The 17,589-nt window shown below is 76.4% G+C and carries 11 protein-coding genes and 1 tRNA gene; 10 read left to right on the top strand and 2 right to left on the bottom strand.

Annotated elements, in window-relative coordinates; all coding sequences use genetic code 11:
• The first annotated feature begins 376 nt into the window (after positions 1-376).
• The 6 genes from ABFY03_RS17440 (at position 377) to ABFY03_RS17415 (ending at position 12,243) form a co-directional block, all read left to right on the top strand.
• The gene (locus ABFY03_RS17440) at positions 377-1,960 is read left to right on the top strand and encodes a DUF7059 domain-containing protein (RefSeq protein WP_319009063.1); all 1,584 of its coding nucleotides are present in this window, start codon (positions 377-379) and stop codon (positions 1,958-1,960) included.
• 152 nt (positions 1,961-2,112) lie between these two features.
• Entirely contained in the window at positions 2,113-2,310 is a 198-nt protein-coding gene (locus ABFY03_RS17435) for a hypothetical protein (protein ID WP_319009062.1), read from the top strand.
• Between the two features lie 238 nt (positions 2,311-2,548).
• Positions 2,549-5,368: a type I DNA topoisomerase gene (gene topA, locus ABFY03_RS17430; protein ID WP_319009061.1), complete on the top strand. Its 2,820-nt coding sequence runs from the start codon at positions 2,549-2,551 to the stop codon at positions 5,366-5,368.
• Between the two features lie 204 nt (positions 5,369-5,572).
• Positions 5,573-8,869 (top strand): dTMP kinase, encoded by a 3,297-nt coding sequence (tmk, locus tag ABFY03_RS17425; protein ID WP_346170313.1) that lies wholly within the window; start codon positions 5,573-5,575, stop codon positions 8,867-8,869.
• 90 nt (positions 8,870-8,959) lie between these two features.
• The gene (locus ABFY03_RS17420; protein WP_346170312.1) at positions 8,960-9,826 is read left to right on the top strand and encodes an ABC transporter ATP-binding protein; all 867 of its coding nucleotides are present in this window, start codon (positions 8,960-8,962) and stop codon (positions 9,824-9,826) included.
• Positions 9,823-12,243, top strand: coding sequence for an FtsX-like permease family protein (locus ABFY03_RS17415; protein ID WP_346170311.1), 2,421 nt, complete (start codon positions 9,823-9,825; stop codon positions 12,241-12,243). The genes ABFY03_RS17420 and ABFY03_RS17415 overlap by 4 nt, the downstream gene beginning before the upstream one ends.
• Here ABFY03_RS17415 and ABFY03_RS17410 read toward each other — a convergent pair.
• On the bottom strand, positions 12,233-12,874 hold the full coding sequence (locus ABFY03_RS17410; RefSeq protein ID WP_319009057.1) for a response regulator transcription factor: 642 nt from the start codon (positions 12,872-12,874) through the stop codon (positions 12,233-12,235). The two genes, ABFY03_RS17415 and ABFY03_RS17410, sit on opposite strands and share 11 nt — an antisense overlap.
• Positions 12,862-14,091 carry a sensor histidine kinase gene (locus ABFY03_RS17405; RefSeq protein WP_346170310.1) on the bottom strand — a complete coding sequence of 410 codons (1,230 nt, stop codon included), beginning with the start codon at positions 14,089-14,091 and terminating at the stop codon, positions 12,862-12,864. Before ABFY03_RS17405 ends, ABFY03_RS17410 begins: the two co-directional genes overlap by 13 nt.
• A 175-nt stretch (positions 14,092-14,266) precedes the next feature.
• Here ABFY03_RS17405 and ABFY03_RS17400 point away from each other — a divergent pair, with 175 nt between their 5' ends.
• The 4 genes from ABFY03_RS17400 to ABFY03_RS17385 all read left to right on the top strand — a co-directional run bounded on the left by ABFY03_RS17400 (position 14,267) and on the right by ABFY03_RS17385 (position 17,520).
• A complete protein-coding gene (locus ABFY03_RS17400; protein WP_319009055.1) occupies positions 14,267-14,437 on the top strand; it encodes a hypothetical protein in 171 nt (56 codons plus the stop codon).
• 76 nt (positions 14,438-14,513) lie between these two features.
• Positions 14,514-15,716: a DNA polymerase III subunit delta' gene (locus tag ABFY03_RS17395; RefSeq protein WP_319009054.1), complete on the top strand. Its 1,203-nt coding sequence runs from the start codon at positions 14,514-14,516 to the stop codon at positions 15,714-15,716.
• A gap of 74 nt (positions 15,717-15,790) precedes the next feature.
• Positions 15,791-17,350: an alpha/beta hydrolase gene (locus tag ABFY03_RS17390; RefSeq protein WP_319009053.1), complete on the top strand. Its 1,560-nt coding sequence runs from the start codon at positions 15,791-15,793 to the stop codon at positions 17,348-17,350.
• A 96-nt stretch (positions 17,351-17,446) separates the two neighbouring features.
• Positions 17,447-17,520: transfer RNA gene (locus ABFY03_RS17385), tRNA-Thr, on the top strand.
• Positions 17,521-17,589 lie beyond the last annotated feature (69 nt).

Genomic DNA, 17,589 nt, shown 5'->3' with positions numbered 1-17,589 from the left:
GCCGTGCCGGCCGTGCCGGCCGTGCCGGCCGGGCCCGCCGTGCCGGCCGGGCCCGCCGTGCCGGCCGTGCCGGCCGTGCCGGCCGGGCCCGCCGTGCCGGCCGGGCCCGCCGTGCCGGCCGGGCCCGCCGTGCCGGCCGGGCCCGCCGTGCCGGCCGGGCCCGCCGTGCCGGCCGGGCCCGCTGCGCCTGCCGGACTGCCGGACTGCCGGACTGCCGGACTGCCGCGCCAGCCGCGCCGCGCCGGCCGCCGGGCCGCCGCGCCAGCCGCGCCGCGCCGGCCGCCGGGCCGCCGCGCCGGCCGCCGTGCCGGCCGTGTCGCCGGAGTGATGGACCGCCGGGCTGTCGGTGGCCGGGTTGTCGGTGGCGGCCGTCACAATGGAGACCGTGAGTACGACCAGCCTGACCACCAGCCTTCCGGTGCCCGCGCACGCCGACCGACTCCGCGAGGCCCTGCTCGCCGCGGACTTCACCGCCGACGGTCTGCTCGACCGGCTCGGCGCCGCCGCCTACGCGGCCCTCGCCCGCAGCGAGACCGTGCCCGCCCTGCGCGCCACCCGCGGCGACTCCCCGCTGGAGACCCTCGTCCGGCTCTTCCTGCTCCAGCGGGCCGTCGAGCCCGCCCGGGCCGCCGCCGCCCTCCCGCTGAAGGAGGCCCTGGCCGACGGCTGGGTGGTCGAGGAGGACGGCGCCGTGCGCGCCACCGTCGACGTCCGGCCGTACGGCGGCCCGGACGGCGAGGACTGGTTCATCGTCTCCGACCTGGGCTGCGCCGTCGGCGGCGCCGGCGGCATCGGCTCCAAGGAGGAGGGCGTCGTCCTCGGCGTCGGCGGCGCCTCCACCACGCTCGCCGGCATCACCGTCCGCACCCCCGTCGCCGCCGCGCTCGACCTCGGCACCGGCTCCGGCATCCAGGCCCTGCACGCCGCCCAGCACAGCACCCTGGTCACCGCCACCGACCTCAACCCGCGGGCGCTGGAGTTCACGCGGCTGACCCTCGCCCTCTCCGGGGCCCGCGAGGCCGAGCTGCTGGAGGGCTCGCTGTACGAGCCGGTCGACGGCGACACGTACGACCTGATCGTCTCCAACCCGCCGTTCGTGATCTCCCCCGGCTCCGGCCTCACCTACCGGGACGGCGGGATGAGCGGCGACGACCTGTGCCGCACCCTCGTCCAGCAGGCCGGCGAGCGGCTGAACGACGGCGGGTACGCCCAGTTCCTCGCCAACTGGCAGCACGTCGACGGCGAGGAGTGGCAGGACCGGCTCCGCTCCTGGGTGCCGCGCGGCTGCGACGCCTGGATCGTGCAGCGCGAGGTGCAGGACGTCACCCAGTACACCGAGCTGTGGCTGCGCGACAGCGGCGACCACCGCGGCGACCCCGAGGCGTACCGGGCGGCGTACGACCGCTGGCTGGACGCGTTCGAGGCGAGCGGCACCCGGTCGATCGGCTTCGGCTGGATCACCCTGCGCCGCGACCCGGCGGTGGCCGCCGGGAAGGCCGAGCCGTCGATCGTGATCGAGGAGTGGCCGCACCCGGTGGAGCAGCCGCTCGGCCCGACCGTCCGCGCCCACTTCGAGCGCCAGGACTACCTGCGCACCCACGACGACGCCGCTCTGCTCGCCGACAGCTTCACGCTCGCCCCCGAGGTGGTCCAGGAGCAGGTCGGGCTGCCCGGCGCCGAGGACCCCGAGCACGTCGTCCTCCGGCAGAACCGGGGCATGCGCCGCGCCACCCGGGTCGACCACGTGGGCGCCGGTTTCGCGGGCGTCTGCGACGGCACGCTCAGCGCCGGCCGGATCCTCGACGCGATCGCCCAGCTCATGGGCGAGGACCCGGTGCTGCTGCGGGACCGCACGCCGCAGTCCATCCGCCTCCTCGTGGAGGAGGGCTTCCTCACGCCGGAGTCCCTGCTTCCGGAGCGGGACGGCCTCCCGGAGCAGCCCGGAGCGGCCCCGGAGTAGTGGGGCACTACCGGCCATCTTCGTGAAACCGTACGGCCCGGCCCGCGTCGTTCACCCGGAATTCGCGTCCCTGACGCCGGGGGGTGTCAGCCTCCCTTACGGGAGACACACAGCACGCGCGGGACGGCGCCGGGACGGAAGCGGGTACGGGCATGGAGAGCGGGCCGGCGATCTTCGCGGGGGCGGCGTTCACGCTGTTCGGAGGCGCGCTGCTGCTGTGGACGACCGTCCGGGTGCGGCAGGGCGAGCCGGTCGCGCTCGGCGTCGCGCCCCGCGCCGCCGCCGCCCTCACGGGCCTCGCCGGGACCCTCTTCCTGGGCCTCGGGCTCTGGTGCTTCGCCCGCCTCTGAGCCGCCGCCCGGGCCACCCGCTGAGACCCGCCCCACATCGAACCGCCCCGCCGGTCCGGCAGTCCGGGCGGCAGGAAGGGCAGGAGTCGGGTTACCGTTCGAGTGGCCGTTGCGGGCTTTCCCTGTTTGACACGGGGGCGGGTTGTACCGTCACACTCCGCAGCGACGCCAGCGTCACCGTGCGTGTCGCTGACGTGCGTGCCAGCGCAGACCGCGTCGACCGGAGAGAAGAGCGAAGTTGTCCCCGACCAGCGAGACCGCACACGGCGGCCGCCGACTCGTCATCGTCGAGTCGCCTGCCAAGGCGAAGACGATCAAGGGCTACCTCGGCCCCGGCTACGTCGTCGAGGCGAGCGTCGGGCACATCCGTGACCTCCCCAGCGGCGCCGCCGAGGTACCGGAGAAGTACACCGGCGAGGTGCGCCGCCTCGGCGTCGACGTCGAGCACGACTTCCAGCCCATCTACGTCGTCAACGCGGACAAGAAGGCGCAGGTCAAGAAGCTCAAGGAGCTGCTGGCCGAGTCCGACGAGCTCTTCCTCGCCACCGATGAGGACCGCGAGGGCGAGGCCATCGCGTGGCACCTCCAGGAAGTCCTCAAGCCCAAGGTCCCGGTCCACCGGATGGTCTTCCACGAGATCACCAAGGACGCGATCCAGGCCGCCGTCGCCAACCCGCGCGAGCTGAACAAGCGGATGGTCGACGCCCAGGAGACCCGCCGCATCCTCGACCGCCTCTACGGCTACGAGGTCTCCCCGGTGCTGTGGAAGAAGGTCATGCGCGGCCTCTCCGCCGGCCGCGTGCAGTCCGTCGCCACCCGGCTCGTCGTCGAGCGCGAGCGCGAGCGCATCGCCTTCCGCTCCGCCGAGTACTGGGACCTCACCGGCACCTTCTCCACCGGCCGCGCCGGCGACCCCTCCGACCCGTCGTCGCTGGTCGCGCGGCTCGCCGCGGTCGACGGCAAGCGCGTCGCGCAGGGCCGCGACTTCGGCGCCGACGGCCGGCTGAAGAGCGACAGCGTGCTCCACCTCGACGAGGAGAAGGCCCGCGCGCTCGCCGCCTCCCTCGCCGACACCCGCTTCACCGTCCGCTCGGTCGAGTCGAAGCCGTACCGCCGCTCCCCGTACGCGCCCTTCCGCACCACCACCCTCCAGCAGGAGGCCAGCCGCAAGCTCGGCTTCGGTGCCAAGGCGACCATGCAGGTGGCGCAGAAGCTGTACGAGAACGGCTTCATCACCTACATGCGTACGGACTCCACCGTGCTCTCCGACACGGCCGTCGCCGCGGCCCGCGCCCAGGTGACGCAGCTGTACGGCGCCGACTACCTGCCGGAGAAGCCGCGCGTCTACGCCGGCAAGGTCAAGAACGCGCAGGAGGCGCACGAGGCGATCCGGCCTTCGGGTGATCGTTTCCGCACCCCCGCCGAGACCGGTCTGACCGGCGACCAGTTCAAGCTGTACGAGCTCATCTGGAAGCGGACCGTCGCCTCCCAGATGAAGGACGCCACCGGCAACTCGGTCACCGTCAAGATCGGCGGCACCTCCGCCGACGGCCGCGACGCCGAGTTCTCGGCCTCCGGCAAGACGATCACCTTCCACGGCTTCATGAAGGCGTACGTCGAGGGCGCCGACGACCCGAACGCGGAGCTCGACGACCGTGAGCGGCGCCTGCCGCAGGTCGCCGAGGGCGACGCGCTCGCCGCCGAGGAGATCACCGCCGACGGCCACGCCACCAAGCCGCCCGCCCGCTACACCGAGGCCACCCTGGTCAAGGAGCTGGAAGAGCGCGAGATCGGCCGCCCGTCGACGTACGCCTCGATCATCGGCACCATCCTCGACCGCGGCTACGTCTTCAAGAAGGGCACGGCCCTCGTGCCGTCCTTCCTGTCCTTCGCCGTGGTCAACCTGCTGGAGAAGCACTTCGGCCGGCTCGTCGACTACGACTTCACCGCGAAGATGGAGGACGACCTCGACCGCATCGCCCGCGGCGAGGCCCAGTCCGTGCCGTGGCTGAAGCGCTTCTACTTCGGCGAGGGCGAGGGGGCGACCGGCGGTGCCGCCGACGCGGGCAACGGCGACGGCGACCACCTCGGCGGCCTCAAGGAGCTGGTCACCGACCTCGGCGCCATCGACGCCCGTGAGATCTCGTCCTTCCCGGTCGGCAACGACATCGTGCTGCGCGTCGGCCGCTACGGCCCGTACGTCGAGCGCGGCGAGAAGGACCAGGAGGGCCACCAGCGCGCCGACGTGCCCGACGACCTCGCGCCCGACGAGCTCACCGTCGAGTACGCCGAGGAGCTGCTCGCCAAGCCGAGCGGCGACTTCGAGCTGGGCACCGACCCGGTCAGCGGCCACCAGATCGTCGCCAAGGCCGGCCGGTACGGCCCGTACGTCACCGAGATCCTTCCCGACGACGTCCCGAAGACCGGCAAGAACGCGGTCAAGCCGCGCACCGCCTCCCTCTTCAAGACCATGTCCCTGGACACGGTCACCCTGGAGGAGGCCCTCCAGCTCATGTCGCTGCCGCGGGTGGTCGGCGCCGACGCCGAGGGCGTCGAGATCACCGCGCAGAACGGCCGGTACGGCCCGTACCTGAAGAAGGGCACCGACTCGCGGTCGCTGACCAGCGAGGACCAGCTCTTCACCATCACGCTGGAGGAGGCGCTGGCGATCTACGCCCAGCCCAAGCAGCGTGGCCGGGCCGCCGCCAAGCCGCCGCTGAAGGAGCTCGGCACCGACCCGGTCAGCGAGCGGCCGGTGGTCGTCAAGGACGGCCGCTTCGGCCCGTACGTCACCGACGGCGAGACCAACGCGACCCTGCGCACCGGCGACAGCGTCGAGACGATCACGCCCGAGCGCGGCTACGAGCTGCTCGCCGAGAAGCGCGCCAAGGGACCGGCGAAGAAGACCGCCAAGAAGGCCCCGGCGAAGAAGACCGCGGCCAAGAAGACGGCCGCCAAGAAGACGACCACGGCGAAGAAGACCGCGGCGAAGAAGACGACCACCGCCAAGAAGACGACGGCGGCCGCCAAGAAGGCCGCGGCGGCCAAGCCGGAGTAGTCCTCCGGGCGGGCACGGTCCACGGGGAAGGGCGGGAGCGAGGCTCCCGCCCTTCCGCGTCCGCTCCCGCCTTCCCGTCCGCCCCGCCCTTCCCCGTCCGCCCTGCCCTTCCCCGTCCGCCCTGCCCTTCCCGTCCGCCCTGCCCTTCCCACGTTTGTTCGGCCGTGGCCCCGGTGAGCAGGGCCGTCCGGATAGGGTGGACGGATGACGCGAGCAGAGCAGCCAGAGCTTCTGGGCGACTCCCCCGCCGCACCCGCCACCGGCGCCGCCCCCGTCTCCGACGCGGCGCTCGTCGCGGACTCCCGGGAGCGTGCCGTACGGGCCCTCGTCCGCCATCAGCCGCTGCGCAGGCTGTGGAGCGCCCAGGTCGTCGGCGGGGTCGGCGACGCCCTCGCCCTCCTCGTCCTGGTCCTCCTCGGCCTCCAGGCCGCGCTGACCCAGGGCGCGCTCGGCGGCGGCTACCGGGGCGCCGCCTTCACGGTCGCCGCCGTCGTCGGCGCCCGGCTGCTCGCCACCGTCCTCTTCGGTGCCGTCCTGCTCGGCCCGCTCACCGCGCTGACCGCTCCGGGCGCCGCCCTCGACCGGCGGTGGACCATGATCGGCGCCGACGGGCTGCGGATCGCGCTGCTCGTCGTCGCGCCCCTGTGGATCGACTGGACCCCCGGCAGCGCCCTGTGGTTCGTGCTCGGCACGGTCTTCCTCACCGGCGCCGCCGAGCGCCTGTGGGCCGTCTGCCGGGACGGCGCCGCGCCCGCGCTGCTGCCCGCCGCGCCCGTCGAGGGCGACGCCGTCCGGCCGCTCCCCGACCACCTCGGCGCCCTGCGCACCCTCACCCAGCGCACCGCCTTCCTCGCCGTCCCGGCCGCCGCCGCCGTGCTGCTCGGCGCCACCCTCGTCTCCAACCTGCTGGGCTCCGGCGTCGACTGGTTCTCGCTCCACCAGGCCGCCCTCGGCGGCTACGTGGCCGCCGGCCTCTTCGCCGCCTCCGTCAGCGTCCTCGCCGCGATCACCCTGCCCGGCGGCCAGACCCCGCGCCCCCGCTCGCCGCTGGAGGGGCTGCGCCGCCCCGCCGCCGAGAAGGGCCGTACCGGAGCCGTACCGCTGCTCGTCCTGGCCTGCGCCACCGTCGCCGGCGCCATCGGCGCCGCCGCCTCGCTCTCCGCGCTGCACGCCGCCGACCTCGACGGCGGCCCCGTCACCTACGCCCTGCTGGTCCTCGCGCTCAGCGGCGCCACCGCCGTCGGCATCCGCACCGCCCGCTCCGTGCTGCCGGTGCTCTCCCGGCGCCGGCTGCTCGCCCTCGCGATCACGGTCACCGGCGTCGCCCTGATCGCCGTCGGCCTGGTGCCCGACACCGCGACCGTGCTCTTCCTCGCCGTCCTCGCCGGCTACGCGGCCGGCGTCGCCGCCAACACCGGGCACACCCTCATCGACCAGGAGACCGAGGAGCCGCGCCGGGAGCGCACCACCGCGCACCTCCAGGCCACCGCGCGCGTCGGCATCGCCGTCGGCGCGCTCGCCGCGCCGCTGCTCGCCGCCGCGATCGGCCCGCACCGCTTCGTCTCCGACTCCGGGAAGTTCGTCTTCGACCACGGCGGCGCCGCCTTCACCCTCGCCCTCGTCGGTGCCCTGCTGCTGCCCGTCGCCGCGCTCGTCCTCGCCAAGACCGACGACCGCGCGGGCGTGCCGCTCCGCCGAGACCTGCGCGACGCCCTGCGCGGCGCCGACCCGGCGCAGGCCCCGTCGGCCACCGGCTTCTTCATCGCCCTGGAGGGCGGCGACGGCGCCGGCAAGTCCACCCAGGTGCAGGCGCTCGCCGACTGGATCCGCGCCAAGGGCCACGAGGTCGTCGTCACCCGCGAGCCCGGCGCCACCCCCATCGGCAAGCGGCTCCGCTCGATCCTGCTCGACGTCTCCTCGGCCGGCCTGTCGAACCGCGCCGAGGCGCTGCTGTACGCCGCCGACCGCGCCGAGCACGTCGACTCGCTGGTCCGGCCCGCCCTGGAGCGCGGCGCCGTCGTCATCTCCGACCGGTACATCGACTCGTCCGTCGCCTACCAGGGCGCGGGCCGGGACCTCTCGCCGACCGAGATCGCCCGCATCTCCCGCTGGGCGACCGGCGGCCTGGTGCCGAACCTGACCGTCCTCCTCGACGTCTCCCCGGAGACCGCGCGGGAGCGGTTCACCGAGGCGCCGGACCGGCTGGAGTCGGAGCCGCCCGAGTTCCACGCGCGCGTGCGGGCCGGTTTCCTCGCCCTCGCCGCCGCCGACCCGAGCCGCTACCTCGTCGTCGACGCCGGTCAGGAGCCCGAGGCCGTCACCACCGTCGTACGCCACCGGCTCGACCGGATGCTGCCCCTCTCCGAGGCCGAGGTGAAGGCCGCCGAGGAGGCCCGGCGGAAGGCCGAGGAGGAGGCCCGGCGCAAGGCCGAGGAAGAGGCGGCCCGCAAGGCCGAGGAGGAGCGCCTGGAGCGCGAGCGCCAGGAGCAGCTCGCCAAGCTGCGCGCCGAGGAGGAGGAGCGCAAGCGGCGCGAGGAGGAGGAGGCGCGCCGGCTGGAGGCCGAGCGGCAGGCGGAGGAGGCCCGGCGGAAGGCCGAGGAGGCCCGGATCGCCGCCGAGGAGGAGGCCCGCCGGCGCGCGGCCGAGGAGAAGGCCCGCCGCGAGGAGGAGGAACGACTCCGCAAGCAGGCCGAGGAGGAGGCCCGGCTCCGGGCCGAGGCCGAGGCGCTCCGCCTGGAGAAGCAGCGCAAGGCCGAGGAGGCCCTGCTCCGCGCGGAGGAGGCCCGCCGGCTCGCCGCCGCGGCCACCGCCGCCAAGGCCGCCGAGGAGGCCGCCGCGGCGCAGCGGCGGGCCGCCGAGCAGGCCGCGAAGGCCGCGGCGCAGCGGGCGGCCGCGGAGGCGGCGGCGAAGGCCGCCGAGGAGAAGGCCGCGGCCGAGCGTGAGCGGGCCGCCGCCGAGCGGAGGGCCGCCGAGGAGTCGGCCAACGAGGTCACCGTCCAGACGCCGGTCGTGAACCTCGGCAAGGACGCCGGTACGGCTCCGGCGGCGGGCGACGCCCCGACCGTCGCGCCGAACGAGGTCACCGTGCCGACGCCCGTCGTCCGCCCGGAGGACCGCCCCGAGGACCCGCGCCGCCCCGAGGCCGAGACCGCGGTCCTGCCGCAGGTCCGCGACCGCGCGGCGGACGAGACCGCCGTGCTGCGGCCCGTGCGGGACACCGCCCCGGACGAGACGGCCGTGCTCCCGCCCGTGCGGGACGAGCGGCGGCCCGACCCGGCGGACCGGGTGCCGCGGGACTTCTTCCGGGACGAGCCCGAGGCCGGCCGGGCGGGGGCGAACGACGTCACCCGCGAGCTGCCCCAGCTCGACGAGACGGGCCGGCCGCGCCGCCGCTCGGACTGGGCCGAGGAGACCCCGCTCGACGACCTGCCGACGCTCGCGGACGAGCTGTTCGGCGGCTACGACGGCGACGACGACGAGCAGGACCCCCGCCGCCGCTGAGCCCGGCACCCGGGGGTGGAGCCCGCTCCACCCCCGGTCGGGCAGCCTCCACCCTGCCGCCGCGCACCGCGGATTCCTAGCGTGGAGGCCATGACGAGAGGCACAGCCACAAGGCGGCGGACGGCCGCGCGGACGGAACCGGCGGTCGGGACGACGGCGGTCGCGCTCGACCGGGTCGTACGGAGGTACGGCGGCCCGGCCGGCGGACGGGCCGCCCTCGACGGAGTGAGCCTCACCGTGCCGCGCGGCGCGTTCCTCGCGGTCATGGGCGGCTCCGGCTCCGGCAAGTCCACCCTGCTGCGCTGCGCCGCCGGCCTCGAACGGCCGACCTCCGGGACCGTGCGCATCGGGGACGCCGACCTGGACCGGCTGCGGCCGGCCGCCCTGACCCGGCTGCGCCGGGACCGGATCGGCTTCGTCTTCCAGTCACTGAACCTGGTCACCGCGCTGACCGTGCGCGAGAACGTCGCCCTGCCGCTGCTCCTCGCCGGCACCTCCGGCGGGGACGCCCGCGCCCTCGCCGGCCTCGCCGCCGTGGGCCTCGCCGACCGGGCGGACGACCTGCCCGGGACGCTCTCCGGCGGACAGCGGCAGCGGGTCGCGATCGCCCGGGCCCTCGTCACCGAACCCGAGGTCGTCTTCGCCGACGAGCCGACCGCCGCCCTCGACCCGGTCACCGCCGCCGAGGTCCTCGCGCTGCTGCGGCACGCCGTCGACGCGTACGGCCGCACCGTCGTCCTGGTCACCCACGACCCGGTCGCCGCCGCCTGGGCGGACGAGGCGGTGTTCCTCGCGCACGGGCGGATCGTCGACCGTCTGGAGCGGCCCGACGCGGCCGGCGCCAGGGCCGTCCTCGGCCGCCACGCGCGCGCGGGCCACGCCCGGAGTGCGACCGGTGCGACCGACGGGACCGGAGTGACCGCCGTGGCGGGCGCGGACTTTCCGGGGGAGCGGTGAACGACGGGGTCGCGCTGCTCGCCGCGCGTTCGCTGCGGGCCCACCGGCGGGCCTGGACGGCCGTCTTCGCCGCCGTCGCCCTCGTCTCCGCGCTGCTCGGAGCGCTCGCGCTCACCGCCGGGTCCCTCGGCCTGGCCCACGCGCGCGTGGAGCGGTACGCGGCGGCGCCGGTCGTGGTCACCGGCGACCAGGAGGCCCGCTTCACGGCCACCCCCTGGGGCGGCGAACCGCAGACCGCCTCGGCCGGCCTCACCGAACGCGTCCGGGTGCCCGCGGCCGCAGCCGACGCGCTCCGGGCTCTGCCCGGCGTGCGCGCCGTCGTGCCGGACGACGTCTTCCGGGTACGGGAGCACACCGGCCGCCCCTGGGACGCGGCCCGCCTCGGCGGCCTCCGGCTCACCGCCGGACGCGCCCCCGCCGCCCCGGGCGAGACCGTCGCGGGCGGCGCGCCCGACCGTCTCGGGCGGCTCGTCGCCGGGTACCGGGTCGTCGGCGTCGCGGACGGGCCCCGCGCGCTCTACTTCGGCGCGGCGGACGCCCGGCGGCTCGCGGGCCACCCCGGGACGCACGACGCCCTCGGCGTCCTCGGCGAGCCCGGCGTCCCCGTCGACACCCTCCACGCGCGCGTGCGGCACGCCCTCGACACCGCGCCCGGCACCGGCGGGAAGGGGCTGCGGGCCCTCACCGGCGACGGCCGGGGCGCCGCCGAGGACCTGCGGGCGCTGCCCGCGCGCGACGGCCTGCTCCAGCTCCTCGCCGCCGTCGCCGGCACCGTCGTGCTGGTCACCGTCCTCGTCCTGACCTCCCTCGTCGCCCAGGCCCTCGCCGAACGCGCTCCCGAGCGCGCCCTCCTGCACGCCGTCGGCGCCGCGCCGCGCCAGATCCGGGCCGCCGTCGGCCGCGAGGTCACGCGTGTGGCGGGCACGGCGGCGCTGCTCGGCGCGCTCGGAGCCGTACCGGCCTTCCTGCTGCTCCGGTCGACGCTCGCCATCCGGGGCGCCCTGCCGCCCGCCCTCGAACTGCCGGCCCCGCCGTGGCTGTACGCGGCCCTCCTCGTGACCGCCGGGCTGACGCTGGGGCTGGCCCGTCTCGTGGTGCCGCTCGCGACGTCCGACGGGCGCCGCGCGGGGCGGGCCGGGCGGCACTCCGGGGCGGGGCGGCGCGGGGCCGGGCTGGTCATGCTGGTGCTCGGGGCCGGCGCGGCCGGCACGGCCACCCTCCAGTCCGGCGAGGCCGCGGGCGCCGCGGCCGGCGCGGCCACCGTCACGCTGGTCGCCGGCTGCGCCCTGCTCGGCCCGTGGATCGCCGCCGCGGCGATGCGGGTGGCGGGGCCGGTGCTGCGCCGGTCCGGCGGGGCGGCCGGTCATCTCGTGGCGGCCGGGACGGCGGCCCGCTCCCGGGCCCTCGGCGCCGCGCTCACCCCCGTCGTCCTCGTCACCGCCTTCGCCGGCGTCCAGCTCGCCGCAGGCAGCACCGCCGACCGCGAGGCCGCCGCCCAGGCGCGGGCGGCGACCGTCGCCGGCCACGAGCTCGTCCCCCGCGCCGGGGACGCGCCGACCACGGCCGAGCTGCGGCGGCTGCCGGGGGTGACGTCGGCCACCGGCGTCCTCCGGTCCACGGTCGTGCTGGCCGGCACCGAGGCGGGCTCGCCGCGGCTCGACCGGCTGCCGGTGCTCGGGGTGGACCCCGAGGGCCTGGCCGGGACGCTCGACCCGGGCGTCGTCGCCGGGGACCTCGCGGGGCTGGCCCGGCCCGGGACGGTCGCCGTGGGCGCCGACCGCGCGGACGCGCTCGGCGTGCGGCCCGGCTCCACCGTCGAGCTGCGGATGGGCGACGGCACCCCGCGCCGGCTGACCGTCGTCGCGGTGTACGCGCGCTCCCTCGCGCTCGGCGAGTTCCTGTTCCCCCGGGACGGGCTCGCCCCGCACATGACCGACCCGGTCCCCGCGCGCGTGCTGCTGGCCGGGCCGGGGGCCGCCCGGGTCCCGGGGGCCCGTCCGGCGGCCGGGCCGGAGCGGGTGGAGGCGGACGAGGCGGCGGCCGGGGCCGTCCTGTCGGTCGCCGCCGTCGCCGCGATCGGGGTGCTCACCGTCCTGTCCGTGCTGAGCACGCTCCGGCTCCTCGCGGCCGGCCGGCGCGCCGAGCTCGCCCTGCTGGCCCAGGTCGGCGCCTCGCGCCGCCAGCTGCGGTCGACGCTGCTGCTGGAGGCCGGGTTCCTGGCCGGCACCGGGCTGCTGCTGGGCGCGGTGGTCGCCGCCCTGCCGCTGGCCGCGTTCGCGTGGGCGCTGACCGGCGGCCCCCCGTACCTGCCGCCCGCGCAGGCCGCGCTGATCGCGGGGACGGTCCTCGTCACGACGTACGCGGGCGTCCTCGGCGGCGCGGGCCGCGGCGCGGCGGCCGGGCCGGTCAGGCGTTGAGGTAGGCCAGGACGGCGAGGACCCGGCGGTGTCCGCTGTCGCTCGGCGGCAGCTCCAGCTTGGCGAAGACGTTGCCGACGTGCTTGTGGACCGACCGCTCGGTGACCACCATCGTGCGGGCGATCGTCGCGTTGTCGTGGCCCTGGGCCATCAGCTCCAGGCACTCGCGCTCCCGGGGCGTCAGCGAGTCGAGCGGGTCGTCGCGCCGGCGGGCCATCAGCTCGGTGACGACCTCGGGGTCGAGGGCCGTCCCGCCGGCCGCGACCCGCTCCAGGGCGTCCAGGAACTCGTCCACCCGCCCCACCCGGTCCTTCAGCAGATAGCCGACGCCCCGGGCGCCGCCGCCGAGCAGTTCGGCGGCGTAGGTCTCCTCCACGTACTGGGAGAGCACGAGGACCGGCAGCCCCGGCAGCTCGGCGCGGGCCGCGAGCGCCGCCCGCAGCCCCTCGTCGCGGAAGCCGGGCGGCAGGCGCACGTCGAGGACGGCGACGTCCGGCCGGTGCTCCAGGAGGAGCGGCAGGATCTCGGGCCCGGTCGTCGCCACCCCGGCGACCTCATGGCCGGCCGAGGTCAGCAGCAGGACCAGGCCTTCCCTGAGGAGGGCGTTGTCCTCGGCGATCACCACACGCACGGAAGCTCCACTTCGATCACGGTCGGGCCCCCTGCGGGGCTGGTCAGGCGTACGGTGCCGTCGAGCGCGGCGACCCGGCGGCGCATCCCGGTCAGGCCGGAGCCGCCGGTCCCGGCGGCGGTGCCGGGGTCACCGGCGTCCCGGGCGCCGCCGCGGCCCTCGTCCCGGACCACGACGCGGACGCCGCCGCGGGTCCGGGCCAGCTCGACGGAGGCCCGGTCGGCGCCGCTGTGTTTGGCGGCGTTGGTCAGCGCCTCGGCGACGGCGAAGTACGCGGCGGCCTCGACGGCGGCGGGCGCGCGGGGCGCGTCGGCCGCAGGCGCCGCCGGCGCTCCCGGCACCGGGCCCTCCAGGCCGTCCACGGCGACCGTCACGTCCAGGGCGCTGCCGGCCGCCAGCGCGCGGACCGCCCCGGCGAGTCCGCGGTCGGTGAGGATCGGCGGGTGGATGCCCCGGACGACGTGGCGGAGTTCGGCCAGTGCCTGTTCGGCCTGGTCCTGGGCGTCGTCGAACAGCTTGCGGGCGGTCGCCGGATCGGAGTCGTACGCGCGGCGGGCGAGGCCGATCCGCATCGAGAGCGCCACCAGGCGGGCCTGGGCGCCGTCGTGCAGGTCGCGCTCGATCCTGCGCAGCTCCGCGCCGTGCGCGGCGACGGCACCGGCCCGGGTCGTGGTCAGCTGCTCGATCCGGGCGGCGAGCGCGGCGTCCCGCGCGGCGGACGGCGTCGGCGTCAGCAGCGTCCGCGCCCAGTCCGCCTCCAGGGCGGCGAGCCGCCGGAAGAGAGGCAGGGCGACGGGCTCCCGGCCGGCGAACCCGCTCCACACGCCGTCGACGAGCGGCGCGACCACCCACAGCGGCAGGGAGACGCACCACAGGACCATGCCGTAGAGGGAGTGGGCGGCGAGCCAGAGCAGGTCCCGGCGGGTGCCGGGGTCTTCGAGCGCGGTGCGCACGCGCGTGGGGAGGGGGCCTTCGAGCGGCGCGTACGCCTCGGGGACGGCGGTCCCGGTCAGCGCGGCGGTCCGCCGCCGCTCCCAGCCGGCGAGCCGGCGCAGCAGCAGCACGCTCTCCGGGAGGACGCCCGCGCCGAGGACGGTGAGGGTGAGGAGGGCGGTGAAGAGGACGACACCGGCCATGAGGTAGCCGAGCAGCGCGATGCCGGCCCCGACCAGGAGGTGGTGCCACGCGCCGGCCGCGTCCTTGATCGAGTCGCGCATGCGTTCAGGCTAGGCGACCGGCGGCCCGGCGGCGGTGGAGCGGGCTCCACCATGGACAGGGGGGTGCGTACCGCTGACCGGGGGGTGCGGGGGGCGAGAGGATCGAAGGGCCGGGGCGGAGGAGCGGGTCCCGGCGCCCGTCCGACCGCTCCGCCCGTTCCTTCCGGAGGTCCCCGTGCGTTTCCTGGCCTGGCTGCTGCTCGCCGTGTCCGTCGTCGCCAACGTCTATGCCAACACCTTCGCCGGCTACACCGGCGCCACCCATGTCGTCGCCAGTGTCGTCACCGGCGCCGTCGTCCTCGGCTCGGCCGCCGTCCTGTGGTTCACGCGGCGCCGCGCCGCCTGAGGCCGGGGCCCGGTGCCGGCGGTCGTTGTCGGAGGGCTGCCCCACAATGGAGGGCGTACCTTCAGGAGGGGCAGACATGGCCGTATGGGACGACCTGGTCGGACAGGAGCGGGTCGAGGAGCAGCTCGCCGCCGCCGCGCGGGACGCCGACGCGCTGGTCACCGCCCAGGCCGCGGGCGAGCCCGCCCCCGAGGCGTCGAAGATGACGCACGCCTGGCTGTTCACCGGCCCGCCGGGCGCGGGCCGGGTCGACGCGGCGCGGGCGTTCGCGGCGGCCCTCCAGTGTGTGAGCCCCGACCGGGCGCTCGGCGGGACGCCGGGCTGCGGCTTCTGCACCGGCTGCCACACGGTGCTGGTCGGCACCCACGCCGACGTGACGACGGTCTCCGCCGTCGGCACGGAGATCCTCGTCAAGGACATGCGGGACACCGTCCGCAAGTCCTTCACCTCGCCGGCCAACGGCCGCTGGCAGGTCATCCTCGTCACCGACGCCGAGCGGCTCAACGAGAAGTCGGCCAACGCCGTCCTGAAGGCCGTCGAGGAACCCGCCCCGCGCACGGTCTGGCTGCTCTGCGCCCCCTCGGTCGAGGACGTGCTGCCCACGATCCGCTCCCGCTGCCGCCACCTGACCCTGCGGACGCCGCCGGTCGCGGCCGTCGCCGACGTGCTGATCCGGCGGGACGGCATCGAGCCGGAGATCGCCCACGCGGCGGCCCGGGCCACCCAGGGGCACGTCGACCGGGCCCGGCGGCTCGCCACCGACGAGCGGGCCCGCGCGCGCCGTGCCGTCGTCCTGAAGCTGCCGCTGCGGGTGGCGGACATCGGCGGCTGCCTCAAGGCCGCGCAGGAGCTGGTGGACGCGGCGGCGGAGGACGCGAAGCAGGTCGCCGAGGAGATCGACACCAAGGAGACCGAGGAGCTGAAGGCGGCGCTCGGCGCCGCGCAGGGCGGGCGGATGCCGCGCGGCACCGCCGGGATGATGAAGGAGCTGGAGGAGAAGCAGAAGCGGCGGGGCCGGCGCACCCAGCTCGACAGCCTGGACCTCGCGCTCACCGACCTCACCGGCTTCTACCGGGACGTCCTGACGCTCCAGCTCGGCACCGGCTCGGCGCTGGCCAACGAGGACGTGCGGGACGCGGTGGAGCGGATCGCCCGGGACTCCACCCCGGAGCGGACCCTGCGCCGTGTGGAGGCCGTCCTCGCCTGCCGCGAGGCCCTGGAGCGGAACGTGGCGCCGCTGCTGGCGGTCGAGGCGATGACGATGGCGCTCCGCGGCTGAGCCCCCGGCCGGGTCCGGCGAGCGGCCACGGCACGATTGGACACGGTGCGTACCCGTCCGGATACGCTCCGGGCATGGACTCCAGGCGTCTCCTCCGTACCTCCGCCACGGCGCTCGCCGCCGCCGGACTGATCCTCTCCGGCTGTACGGGAGGGAGCGACGCGGCCGCTCCGGCGGGGCCGGGCTCCGCGTCCGCGCGCCAGGCAGCCTCGGCGTCGGCGTCGCCCGAGGCGCTGAGGAAGTACTACGGCCAGAAGCTCGCCTGGCGGGACTGCGGCGTCGAGGGCTTCCAGTGCGCGACGCTCCGCGCCCCGCTCGACTACGCGCGCCCGGACGGCCCGGAGATCAAGCTGGCCGTCTCCCGGGTGCGGGCGAGCGGCCCGGGGCAGCGGATCGGCTCCCTGCTGGTGAACCCGGGCGGGCCCGGCGGCTCCGCCGTCGACTACCTCCAGGGGTACGCGGGCATCGGCTACCCCGAGCCGGTGCGGGCCCGCTACGACATGGTGGCCGTCGACCCGCGCGGGGTCGGCCGCAGCGAGCCGGTCGACTGCCTGACGGGCCCCGAGATGGACACGTACACCCAGGTCGACCAGACGCCGGACGACACGGCGGAGGTCGACGCGCTGGCCGCCTCGTTCCGGCGGTTCGCGGCCGGGTGCGAGAAGCGCAGCGGAGCGGTCCTGCCGCACGTCTCCACCGTGGAGACGGCCCGGGACATGGACATCCTGCGGGCGGTGCTGGGCGACGAGCGGCTGCACTACGTCGGCGCCTCGTACGGCACCTTCCTCGGCGCCACCTACGCCGAGCTGTTCCCCGGGCGGGTCGGCCGGCTCGTCCTCGACGGGGCGATGGACCCGTCCCTCTCGGCGCTCGACCTCAACCGGGACCAGACGGCCGGCTTCGAGACCGCGTTCACGGCGTTCGCCGCCGACTGCGTCACCCGGCCCGACTGCCCCCTCGGCACCGGCTCGGTCGCGGAGGCCGGCGAGGCCCTCCGGACGTTCTTCCGCACCACGGACGCCGCCCCCGTCCCCACCGGCGAGGACCGGGAGCTCGGCGAGTCCCTGGCCACCACCGGCGTCATCGCCGCCATGTACGACGAGGGCGCCTGGCCGCAGCTCCGGGAGGCGCTGACCCGGGCGATCGGCGGCGAGGGCTCGGCGCTGCTCGCGCTGGCCGACAGCTACTACGAGCGGGAGCCGGACGGCTCGTACGCGAACCTCATGTTCGCCAACGCCGCCGTGAACTGCCTCGACCTGCCCCCCGCCTACCAGGACCCGGCCGCCGCCCGGCGGGCCGTCCCGTCCTTCGACAAGGCGTCCCCGGTCTTCGGCACGGGCCTCGCCTGGGCCGCCCTGAACTGCACCTACTGGCCGTCCCCGGCCACCGGCCGCCCGCACCGCATCACCGCCGAGGGCGCCGCCCCGATCCTCGTCGTCGGCACCACCCGCGACCCGGCCACCCCCTACAAGTGGGCCCGGTCCCTCGCGGACCAGCTCTCCTCCGGCACCCTCCTCACCTACGAGGGCGACGGTCACACGGCCTACGGCCGGGGCAGCGACTGCGTCGACACCGCGATCAACACCTACCTCCTGGAGGGCACCCCGCCCGCCGAGGGAAAGCGCTGCTCATGACCCCCGGACCCCGCGGCTCCGACCGTGGTCGGAGCACCCCCGGAAACTGTGTAGACTTGGCGACGCTGCTGCACCGACCATGGTGACGCGCAGCACGCCGCCTTAGCTCAGTTGGCCAGAGCAACGCACTCGTAATGCGTAGGTCTCGGGTTCGAATCCCGAAGGCGGCTCAGAGAAAGGCCAGGTCAGATACCAGCTGACCTGGCCTTTTCTGTTGCTCGGGGCATGGCGAGTCACAC

It is taken from the genome of Streptomyces roseofulvus, from assembly GCF_039534915.1.
Lineage (GTDB): Bacteria > Actinomycetota > Actinomycetes > Streptomycetales > Streptomycetaceae > Streptomyces > Streptomyces roseofulvus.
This window is presented reverse-complemented; position numbering and strand designations above follow the sequence as displayed.